The following is an 11357-nucleotide window of genomic DNA, read 5'->3' on the forward strand; positions in this document are numbered from 1 at the left end:
GTGACGTCTTGTTTGAGAGTGATGAAGACCACGGTTGTCACTTCCATATTCATTTGCCCGTGCACGCGAATCACCGGTTACTCGATTTAAGCCAAAACCGGTTATGAGGGTTAAGATTTACCAACGCCTGGCCTTTCCATGCCTTTCGCTTTATCCGCGTCATTGAGCCTCTCCTCTGCTGCAGCAAAAAGTTTCTCGACGGCTTTATGCGAATCAGTTTTGAGATCAAAGCGATGCGTCCATTTGCCCTGTGCTTTATCAAAAATTGCCATTTCAGGTGAGTTTAAGAAGCGGGTTTTTATTTCCATAAGCTCTTCCCGTGTGCCGACCTGAGCCAATTCATCCTTAAGCTCGTGAAGAATAGTTCTTTTTAAAGCATCTCCTTTTATGCTCTTGTATTCCCTTTTAAAGCGCTCATGGGGGAAATCATCTGCACTGACTTCATGAAAACGGTGAACCCTGTTTTCTTGACTTCCCGAACGGTATTCTTCCACGGCTTTATCTGAATTCTTAAGGTGCATTTCATAAACCATATCGGCTGGTAAGGCGATTTTTCCTCGATTATGAAGATTGAACAGCGCGACTGGATTATCCGACAAAGCTTGCCCCTGGTGTTTGTTATACCAGTCTTCTATTTCCTGGCGCCACTGATTACGTTTCGTATTCTCAGGTGGAAATCGATGATTATAGACATATAACCATTGATCTTTGCCATAAATTTTCATTTTTTCATTATTCTGATGGGGATAAAACCCTGAATCCAGATCAACTGTCCTAAGGCCCTCCGCTGTAAAAAACAGGTTTTGTGGGCTATTATGCCATGGGTCGTTGGCTAAATCGGGATGACAATAACCCCGTTCATTCAATTTTTTAAGACCAAGAACAAATGCTTCATACTGGGGTTGAAAATCCATTTTGGAGGGGTATTTCATCTCAAGCTTTGGCATATTAAAAACTACATTACTTTTGTCTTTAATATTCCAGAGGCCCAAAACAAAATATTGATCAATTCCATGCTCTTGAAGTAAAAATTTCTGTTCGAGAATAGCCAGGTTTGCTTTTATTTCATGCCCTTTGTATTTTTTATCGCCTATCTCTTTGAATGCCTTATTTTCTGTTTTTTTAAAAACCTGCCCGACAACACCCGAACCCAGGTATTCATTTTTACTCTGCATCTCCCCTTTATGGCTGCCCCATAGGTGAACAAAATCAACTGCTTCCGTTTCGTTATAACGCACAGCATAAACATTTTTATTGTGGCGAAAAATTTTAAACGGTTGGCTCTCAGACCCGAGATAATGCGAAGTTATGTCAACGCCAGAGATAATTTCTTTAACTGATAAGGGCATATCTATCAAATAAAAATACACATTGATAAATATTTTATCAAATCTATGCCATAAATCAAACTCATATTTCAGAGAGGAACCCGATAAATCATTCGCCGGTTAGGATTTAAATTGCTCGATACCTTCTTTTAACTCTGCGCTCAGTGTCCCTGTCACTTCACGCCCGAATTGGGTCGCATTGCGGGCAACAAAAAAAGAAACCAGATTAAATAAGGATGGAGCCGAAACCTCAAATCCAAGGCTTGTGTATATGTTCGCATCATCCCTGCTCAGAGCGGGATTTAATTCTCTATTTTGATTATCGATTAAGACAATTTGTTGGGCACGGGGATAACGGGTTTGAATTGCTTTACGTTGCGCGTCGTTCATGTTGGTGACTTCATGGACTGTCAGTTTGATTCTGGTAATATTGGCAGGCAATGCATTGAAAATAAGCATCAAATCCTCTACCGTTCTTTTCTCAAAGTCATTTCTACTTAAATCAAGCTCGGTAATATTAGAATCGCTGAAACTATTGAGTATAACTGACAACTCAAGCCCCGTTTTTTGCTCAAGAAAATTACTGCTTAAACCAAGCGAGGTAATTGCCGATCCCTTGAAAGCCCTAAACAGCGCTGCCAGTCCTGGCGTTGCTTTTTCCCCCAGATGATTAAAACTCAAATTGAGATGAGTTATTGCACCCTTTTTAAAAAGGTTGAACAAGTCCAGCAACTCGATGTCTGTCTTTTTGGCCAGGTGATTTCCGCTTAAATCAAGAACAATGATACCTGATTCAACCAACAGGTTAAGCAGCCTGTGCAATTCAATGCCTGTTCTTTTTGAAAAGTCATTCCAGCTTAAATCCAGATGAGTGACATTGGACTCTATAAATGTAGCGAACAAAGCTGCCAGCTCATCAGCTGTTCTATTTCCAAGGGCATTCGAGCACAAACCCAAGTAAATAACACCGGTCTCTTTAAGCGCATTCCCCAGTAAGCCAAGTTCCGCTCCTGGCCGCTGGCCGAGCTTATTTGAATCTAAATTAAGCTCAATAAGGCTGCTGTTCCTGAACGCACTCACGATGGTTGCAAGCTCCTCCCCTTTCTTTTCTCCAAGTCTATTCAAGCTTAGGTTAAGATGGGTAATCCCTAACTGGTTTAGTACACATAAAATAGCAAATAATTCAGTAGCTTTCTTTTGATCAAAACCATTCCAACTCAAATCAAGATGCGTTATTGCAGAGCCTTTGAGGTTATGAAACAGGGCGATTAACTCAGCTTCTGACTTTTGATCAAGATCATTCAAGCTTAAGCTTAGATGGGTGAAGCCAGAATGCTTAAGCATGTCCCACAGCATGGCGAGCTCGGGTTGCGGCTTATAGCCCAGTTTATTAGCGCTCAAATCAAGCTGGATGGTTCCGCCGTCATTTAATTGTTTCAGTAGTTTAATTATTTCTTCAATGGATTTATTGGATAAATTCAAGCGCATTTATAGATTTCCAGGTATACGGTGGCAAGATAATCGGCTGATTCTTAATTATGAAACGGTGATTATCTCGCAAATGCTTAAAATAAAGCCAATGCTAGTGCTATTCGCTCAAAAAATCAATTTTTACTCTGGCGCCTGGGTCCATCGGGGTTAAGGCAACGAACCCACGCTTTGCGGAAAAACTGTACGGATGCTGAAAGACATCTGTGGGTACTAGCTTCGGGGCGAATAGACTCGGATTAAATTCATGGCACAAGTGCTAATTGGCAACTGCATCGTCGATTTGGGCTACCTTTGAAAAAAGAGTGATTATTGAGCTCGGATAGCATGCAGAGAACCCTATCTACGATATGAACCGCACGGGCTACTTAACTGAACGCGGTTTAAAGTATTACGATTTTGGAATCCGGTTTCCAACAAACACCACCTGTCATGAAGGTCATTACGACTGCGTGACTTTAAAGCTAAAAGGATGCTCACCCACATCACCCCGTGACATTCCCTCTCCCAACCCTCTCCCGCAAAAAAGCATCATCTATCAAATTCCTCACGCGGGAGAGGGGGCAGATTAAAATAAACTATAAAATCCACACATAATCCAACTCAAAAAACGTCAGGAACGTTCCTTATCATTTATTCAGTGGGTTAGAATAATTGGCAGTCAAGCCCTGGTAGAAAGAGCTATTTATCCGGGTCAGTGCCTGCAAGCTTTCCATCTCCCTTATGAAGTCTTTCCCCAAGGTTTGCTCCATTTCTTTTTTATCCATTAAATGGATAGCCGAAGTAAACCGCAGCACATTGCTGTCCCCTTTAAATTGCTCAAATAATTTCTTTATGCTAATGAGCAGCGTCTTATTCGTATTAGACGAAAAGAGGCGTTGATCAGAAGATGACAGGTCCAGCATTTTCTCAAGCTTTTTCATATGGTCTTCATAGCGTTGATTAAACCCAGCGATCACTTTATTAAGTTGGGTTGCCATGTTTTCGTAAAATTGAGAACTGGGTTTTTTCTCTAACCATTCCTTATTCATCTTGTCTAACTCACTCCCCTCAGCAATGACATAATCAAAGCGGCGCATGCCCTGCTTTACCTGGTCTTCAAGTTCTGCCACACTGTACAAGTCGAGGCGGTTGGGATTATAAAGCATGGTGGCTTTCAGTCCGAGTTTGAGTAATTCCTCATTCATCAGGAAATAATTCGTACGGCAATTGGCATCATGAAACAGGTGAATCAGCTCCAATTCATGAACCAGAGAGACAATGCAGCGAATGGCTTCATCAGGGGTTTTTACTTTTTTGATGTTACTGTTGTATTGATCGATAGCCTGTTGTGCGAGGTACTCCGCTGTCTTGGCATCCGGAGTTAATATCGATAGTGGCTGTTGACCCAAATTAGCCATGACGTTTTTTGCTATGGCAAACAGCTCGTCATCCGATTTTTTTGCTAAATGATCATGATTTATCGTGGACAATTGGCGGGCAAGCTTCAGCGCCAGGGGTAACTCAGCCTGAGATGGCCTGAGTTCGGTTTGGGAAGCCAGGTGAAGCAGTCTCTCCGAGGCCGTATCAAACAGGATAATGCCATATTTTTTATAGTTTTCCTCATCAAGACACATCACATCCAATTTGATGCTTTGCAGCTCCAATCCAATAACTTCCCGGATCATGGATTCTGATACCTGGGGATGCGCCTGGGTAATGCTCTTGATGGTGTCTTTTAAGGCACGTTCTTTTAATTCAACAAACACTTTGGAAAAATCAGCAAACGACAGGGGCGATTTGGTTTGTAAATAAAACACCCGTAAGGAATTGGATAGCGTCGAGTAAAATTGGTACATTATACCGATATGTTTTACCTCACCAATCATAAAACCATCGTTATTTTTATCTCCTCTTATTCGCTTTAGCAGCTCAACCAACCCGTCCAGGGACACTGCATCGCGCAGAATGGGAAACGAATTATACCCTTCACGCAGGACACCGCTTCGGCTCTTTTCTTCTTTGGCAAATAAATTCTGGCTCAATGACGATTGCAATTCCTGGACATGTTTCAAGGTTAACTGGCCTGATTGCCCGGCTAAAAACAGGTGCCGGCATACTTGGGCATGCGTATTGAATAAATCCAGCACGGAGCCCGGTTCTCTACTGTCATAAGCCGTCCAGGTCTCATTGAAATGATGAAACAGCGCGTAATCAATAAAGCAAAGAAAGCGCAATGAGACAGGCATTTTTGCGAGGACACTCAGGTAGGGCTCTTTGAGTAAAACATCCTCTGGTGTTGGCTCCTGGTATTTCATATCCAGTAACTGCTGCTTCTCATGCTCTTTTACATCAAGCCATAGCGCATTCATTCGTTTACCTTTGATGATAAAGGCTAACATGGCTTTTTGTAACTGTTCGGGTTTGGATTGCATGGCCTTAAAATCGTCTTTACTTTTTATATCCAATTCGACAAACCCATAACTGTATTTTGCCCGGTAATCGGAGGACATTACCTTTAATTCGCCATCCATGTAGAGTTGAGCGCTGTCTAAACTCTCAAAAACGAGTTTGGGCTTTACAGTGCCAATCATTTCCATAACCGCTTGTTGAGGATCATTACTCGCTAATAATTCAGGCAAATTTTTAACTAATACATAAACCATAATGGGTTTTATCCTTATCAAATAAAAAGAAATTAACACAATATGGACTATTTTATACCAAAATGGCCTATAAAATATAATTAAGGGGAATTATCTCGCGGCTAATTCATGATTTTGCCACGTCGTGGCGAGAACAGTTCCTTAAAAAAATTACGTCGCAGGACGAACGAATGACTTGAATTTTCTTATGGCGCGGGCACCAGCCATTCTTGATGATAAGCGCCCGGGCTAAGGTAAACACGGCATCATAATTTTTTTACAAACTGTGATTTTAGTTTCATCGCACCGATGCCATCAATTTTGCAATCGATATCATGATCACCCGATACCAAGCGAATATTCTTAACTTTGGTTCCCACCTTTATTGTTAAAGAGGAGCCTTTAACTTTTAAATCCTTAATGACAGTCACTGTATCACCGTCTTGCAACAGGTTGCCATTTGCATCTTTTATTCCTGATTCTGGCTGCTCGCCTGGTTGTTCAGTAGAGTGAACCCACTCATGTGCACATTCGGGACAAATGTATTGCCCACCGTCTTAGTAAGTATACGCGGAGTGGCATTGGGGACATGAGGGTAAGTTCGACATTCTTTTCCTAATTTCATTTAAGGTGAGCGGGTTAACCTTATTTTACTTCAGATTGCATTTTTTTATGAGAAATTTTTATATCCTAAAAAAACCGAATTAGCGTAGTCTGGTTGTAAACCAACAGGTTGCACCAGCTACGTCAATACACCCCATCTACGCCTCAGGAAGATGGCATGCTATGTAAAAAAGTGTAAAAATCCTTAATCGCCTCATCACGGGCTATAGCATTATAGCCTAAATGATAAATTACCCCGTTTTCATCCAGCATTTCCACCCATTGCGGCAATTCAAAATTATCAAATCCATGGTGGGCTTTCGCATAGGAGAATAAGGTAATGTTCCCCTGCGGCTCGCCCTGTTGCAGGGCTTGAGCCCCGGCAAGCGGTGACCGATCATCGTCTTTGCCATTAAAAATGACTGTCTTTTTAAAGGCTGTACCTGGCGTAAAGCGATAAGCGTGGCCATAAAAAGAAGCACCCCAGCTAAACGGTAAATCATACTCTTTCTGCATGGCGACCAATGTGGAATAACCTCCTAACGAAAATCCCAGCAAACCCATGTTATTGGCTGCTACGTTTTTTTGTTGCGCTAAGATGCGGAATGCGTTAGGCAAGTCGGCAAGCTGGGCTTGATAAGCCTTATCCCATCCTATTGATTTCCTGTCGAGATAGCCACGAACCGTGAACGAATCGACAATAAGGACTGCATAACCCCATTCCCTTAATTGCTCTGCCCAGGCTCGATGATTTTTTTCTATACCCCCACTTGCATGCAATAAGACAATGCCCGGAGCCTTGTTTTGATTCGTGGGCAGATACAAATTGTCGACCACCGTTCGTTGTGCCAATTTTGTGCTTAAAAAAGCGCGTTCAGACAGGGTGGTCATGGAAAGATTTAATTGATTCTGGTAAGCCTGAAATAAACCTTCTTCACTTTGAAAAGGTGAAAAAAGCGCTTTATCCTCATTTTGATAGTTGTCCTGAGGAGCAATCAATGGATAAACAGGGAGGCCTGTGTCATTCAGGATGGTATTCGCCTGCGCATCATCCGTTAACAAAAGGCCATTCAGTTTATTGTCTCTGCGTAACTGTTCAAATTTGCTCTTTAGCCCGGATGGATCACTTTGAGTATCTTCATAAGCAATTTTCAATTGATAAGTCTCTTGCCCTATCTTAAGGCCGCCGAGATGATTGATAGTATCCCTAAAAAATTCAAAGCCTGTCATCATCTCTCGTCCTAATCGCTTCTCTTCTCCAGTTAAAGGTAAAAGGGCGCCCAAAATAAATTGCGGTAAACGGTGCGTTTCACCGACTTCTTCCGATAATGGCAATAAGGCCAACCCATTGGGACCTGGCTGCACATCGATATCTTCGCTTGTCAAACTCCGCAAATTAATTTGGGTTACGTGCGAATTCCTGGCATTGGACACATAGGCATATTGGCTTTGCTTATCGATAACTACATTAACCGGATCGAGACCTGTAACCATGCGTTTAAGAATTTTCCCGGTATGGTTATTGATAATTAACGTCTCATTATTCCATACCGCAGGTGCTACGATGTAGTGATTATCAGGGCTTATGGCAGAGTATAAAATTTGATCGACGCCTAAATCATCCAGTGTTCGTACTGTTTTTAGAGACGCTGGATCAAAAAAGTCAATGCGGTTGGTACTCGAAGCCATAATCAAACCATCTGGCGTATATTGAATGCCTCTAATCGGTGAATCCGTATAAAAATTCCCCAATATCACCCCAGTCTCGGCGTCGACTTTCGTGACTCCATTGGCAGCAGCCATTAACCATAACATCTTACCGTTTGGAGAAAAGATAAAATTATGTGTGCCTGCCGTTGCTGTAAATTCTTTTTTAATGGTTTTGATTTTTAAATCAAATACTATTATTTTGTCATCCATCTCCGTATTGACATAAAGTTCATCCGGGTGTTGCGGACGTACTTTAATACCATGTGGAGCATTGTTTAATCCCGTTGACAGTGTTCCCAACACTTTAAAGCTGTGTGTATCAATGATAGAAATCGTATCCCCCGGGGTTCCTATGGTTTCATCATAGTCTTGTAAACCAAAATTGGTGACATACGCTGTATTGCCATCCTCGGATAAAGTAATTTCATGGGGAAGATCATTGACCGCTGTCCCGCCTAACCGTTGATGGGATGAGGTATCATAAAATTCGACGCGGCCAGATTGCTCCACCACGACGAGCTTATCCCCCTTAGGGGGAGAGGCATGCAACGAAAAAGTAAACAACAAAGCAAGTAATAAAAATAGGTGTCTCATGGTATTTCCAATTAGTATTTTCGATTTAACAATTATATGTCGGCTATTTTTTAAGGTATAATGGAAATTTTAACTACCAAATCATTTAAAAATTCTATGAATTTAAAAGTTTCTTTGGATCAATGGCAAGCCTTGGTCACGATCGCTCAGGAAGGTAGTTATGCCAAAGCATCCCTTAAATTACATAAAAGCCAACCGACCCTAAGTTATTTAATGAAAAAGATGGAAGAGACTTTAGGCATCGCTTTATTTGCGCCGTCAGGAAGAACGGTTACCTTAACGTCTTTTGGAAAAGAATACTATTATCATGCTTTGAAGTTGCTTGAGATGGCAGAAAAAATGGAGGCTATGCCTGCCTTAGACTCTAAACCCATGGAGGCTGAAATTCGTTTGGTTGTGGATGAAATTTACCCAATCCCATTGTTGATGAGCGCCCTGTCCGCTTTTGACTCATACAAGCTGCCCACACAAATCAGTTTAAAGCGCAGCATTCTTTCAGGTCCTCTGCAGGCATTTAAAAATAATCAGGCAGATGTCGCCATTAGTTTTAATTATCCCAAAGATTATTTAGGCGAACATTTAATCACGGTCACCAGTTCGCTCTATGCCGCAGAAAATCATCCTTTGCACTGTATTGATGGCTGTATTAGTGAGAAGCATTTAAAGCAATACAGGCAAATTATTGTGCGTGATGCCAATCAAGAGCAAAGCATGAATGTAGGATTTTTATCCCCTGTCAATGCATGGTATGTCGATACCCTGGAAATGAAATTACAATGTTTAGACCAGGGATTGGGGTATGCCTGGCTGAATGATTCATTAGTCAATGCTCGCCAAACACAATTACGTTTGCTGCATCTTGAAGAAAAAAGCATTCGTTACCATGACTTATATCTGGTTTATGGCGATCTGGGGCCTGGCGGTAATTTATTAGTGGAGTGCCTGCGTCAGACTAAATCCCCTGTTTTTTAGCGAAGTTCCAACCAAGGATATACCTCCAAACAAGCACCAAATGCCTGCCACTGAGCAAGCATGGAAGGCATTACTTTAGAAAAGTCAGGAAAACAAACAAATGTAGGCAGTCGCTAACAAACGACAGGGTAAGACTCGATTGATCGACTGTTAAATCATTGTTTCACGAAGGTTTAAAATTAGCCACTCCTATTCAAAGCAATATCAATCAATGCAAAGCAACGGCTACGTGAGCGATCAGGCCCCCGGTGTTCTGTGATTTTTCCTATCCATGGCGCCCCTGGATTTAGGTTTAACCGGAGTCCTCTGGCTCATGAAAGGATGTATCGTAAAGTTCGGGTAATTATTATCCGGATATTTTTGCCTTTTCAATGTCGCGAGCCCGAGATACTCCAAGATCAAAATATAATACCACCCGAGATCCCATTCGTTTGATTTGACAGAAAATTTGCAGCTGGACGGATCTCCATGGTGGTTATTGTGCAACTCCTCACCTATTATGAACAGCCCAAAGCGGGTCAGGTTATGAGAATTATCATTGGTCTTAAAATTACGGTAGCCGTAATAATGACCCAGGCCGTTAATCACGCTGGCTTGCAAGATAATTTGCAGAATCATTTGAAAAAACCACAATGGAATGCCCCATATGCCCAGCAAGGGAATGTAGAGCAACATCAATAATAAAGGACCCGCCATGGATAATTTTCCATAGAGATTTTTTTCCAAAAAATCATCATTGCGAATAACACCAAATTGGTTGACGATATCATTCGTCTTGGCGCTATTGTAAATTTCAATTCCTGATGTAAACAACGCCTTAATGCTGAGATTGACTGGGCTATGAGGATCCTTTTTTCCATCTGGATCCTGATGATGAAGGCGGTGAATGGCTACCCATTCCTTGCGATTGGTTCCTGTCGCCAACCACAGCCAAAATCGAAAAAAATGGGTGATTGCCGGATGAAACTTCAAGGCACGATGAGTCTCGGCGCGATGCAGGTAAATAGAAATCGTCAGCAAGGATAAATGAACAGTAAAAAATAAAATACTTAAGAAAGTCCAGATATTAAAACCGATTAACCCTTGAGATAAGGGCGGTAAAATCAAGCAAAGAAGCCAATAGAAAAATACAAAAATAAGCACACCTAAAACGAAAGACGAATAGCTGAAATAATGCTTCTTAAACCAATTGACCACGTCATTGATCAGCATCAGATTTTTAAATTTTTCGAAATTTATTTCGGTGTCGATACCAATATTAAGTTGACGCCTGTCAATGTCACCTAAAAGGGGTGGAACCTGTTTGTCCCCTATTTTATCCCAAACAGTTAAAACCGTGGCATAATTCTTATTGCAATTCTCCTTCGTATGATGTTGCAGATGATACCGGGGTGTAACAATAAATTGACATAAAATTCTTTCAAATTGGTCATTCATTCTAATATTACTATGGGAAAAGAAAGCAATTATCGTATGAGAAAAGTTGATGATCGCAAAAGCAAGAAGACAAGGGCCAAAAATAATCACACAAATTGAGCGCGTTAGCAGGAGGCTTAAAAAGTCAAGCGGATGCAGGCGAAAGGTGGTTGTAATATTGGGTGATTTATCACTATGATGGATCTGGTGGAAATAGCAGAATAAATTAACCGAATGACCCAAACGATGATGGGTATAATAAATGAGATCCGATATTACAAACCAGACAATGAACACCAGCCAGAATGGCGCGGCGTAATAGTTAAGTAGTCCTATGTTATTGATTTCACAATAATAAGCAAGAAAGTAATTGCTTATAGGGTAAGCAGAAAAAATATTAATCAATCCAATAGACCAATTCAGAAGCCGCCTACGTCGGAAGCCGGCTTTACCCAACTGGTGTAATCTGGCAATGTATTCGAGCGCGATGAGCAAAGAAATAATCAGAAAAAATGCCAACGTTAAAAGTAAATTGTAAAAATCTAAATCAGAGTCTGTCCGAAATTCTGTGTAACTAGCCATTCTATTACTCGGTGACTCTATCACCGAATTCGATCATAAA

Annotated in this window: 6 protein-coding genes and 1 pseudogene; 1 reads left to right on the top strand and 6 read right to left on the bottom strand. The window is 41.3% G+C overall.

The window, feature by feature from the left end; genetic code table 11:
• Positions 1-110: 110 nt before the first annotated feature.
• From Lery_RS02945 to Lery_RS02965, 5 genes and pseudogenes are all read right to left on the bottom strand, one after another.
• The gene (locus tag Lery_RS02945; protein WP_237759133.1) at positions 111-1238 is read right to left on the bottom strand and encodes a hypothetical protein; all 1128 of its coding nucleotides are present in this window, start codon (positions 1236-1238) and stop codon (positions 111-113) included.
• A 210-nt stretch (positions 1239-1448) separates the two neighbouring features.
• Entirely contained in the window at positions 1449-2816 is a 1368-nt protein-coding gene (locus Lery_RS02950) for a leucine-rich repeat domain-containing protein (RefSeq protein ID WP_058525767.1), read from the bottom strand.
• A gap of 629 nt (positions 2817-3445) precedes the next feature.
• Positions 3446-5461, bottom strand: coding sequence for a Fic family protein (locus Lery_RS02955; protein WP_058525768.1), 2016 nt, complete (start codon positions 5459-5461; stop codon positions 3446-3448).
• A 245-nt stretch (positions 5462-5706) separates the two neighbouring features.
• Positions 5707-6048 (bottom strand): annotated as a pseudogene (locus tag Lery_RS02960) (zinc ribbon domain-containing protein YjdM).
• Positions 6049-6208: 160 nt separating this feature from the next.
• Positions 6209-8347: a dienelactone hydrolase family protein gene (locus Lery_RS02965; RefSeq protein WP_058525769.1), complete on the bottom strand. Its 2139-nt coding sequence runs from the start codon at positions 8345-8347 to the stop codon at positions 6209-6211.
• Positions 8348-8443: 96 nt separating this feature from the next.
• Between Lery_RS02965 and Lery_RS02970 the strand changes: the two genes are divergently transcribed.
• Positions 8444-9319: a LysR family transcriptional regulator gene (locus tag Lery_RS02970; protein WP_162262936.1), complete on the top strand. Its 876-nt coding sequence runs from the start codon at positions 8444-8446 to the stop codon at positions 9317-9319.
• A gap of 237 nt (positions 9320-9556) precedes the next feature.
• Here Lery_RS02970 and Lery_RS02975 read toward each other — a convergent pair whose 3' ends face one another.
• Complete coding sequence (locus tag Lery_RS02975) at positions 9557-11317, bottom strand: sterol desaturase family protein (RefSeq protein WP_058525771.1); 1761 nt, start codon at positions 11315-11317, stop codon at positions 9557-9559.
• Between the last annotated feature and the right edge of the window lie 40 nt (positions 11318-11357).

The organism is Legionella erythra (assembly GCF_001467615.1).
Lineage (GTDB): Bacteria > Pseudomonadota > Gammaproteobacteria > Legionellales > Legionellaceae > Legionella_C > Legionella_C erythra.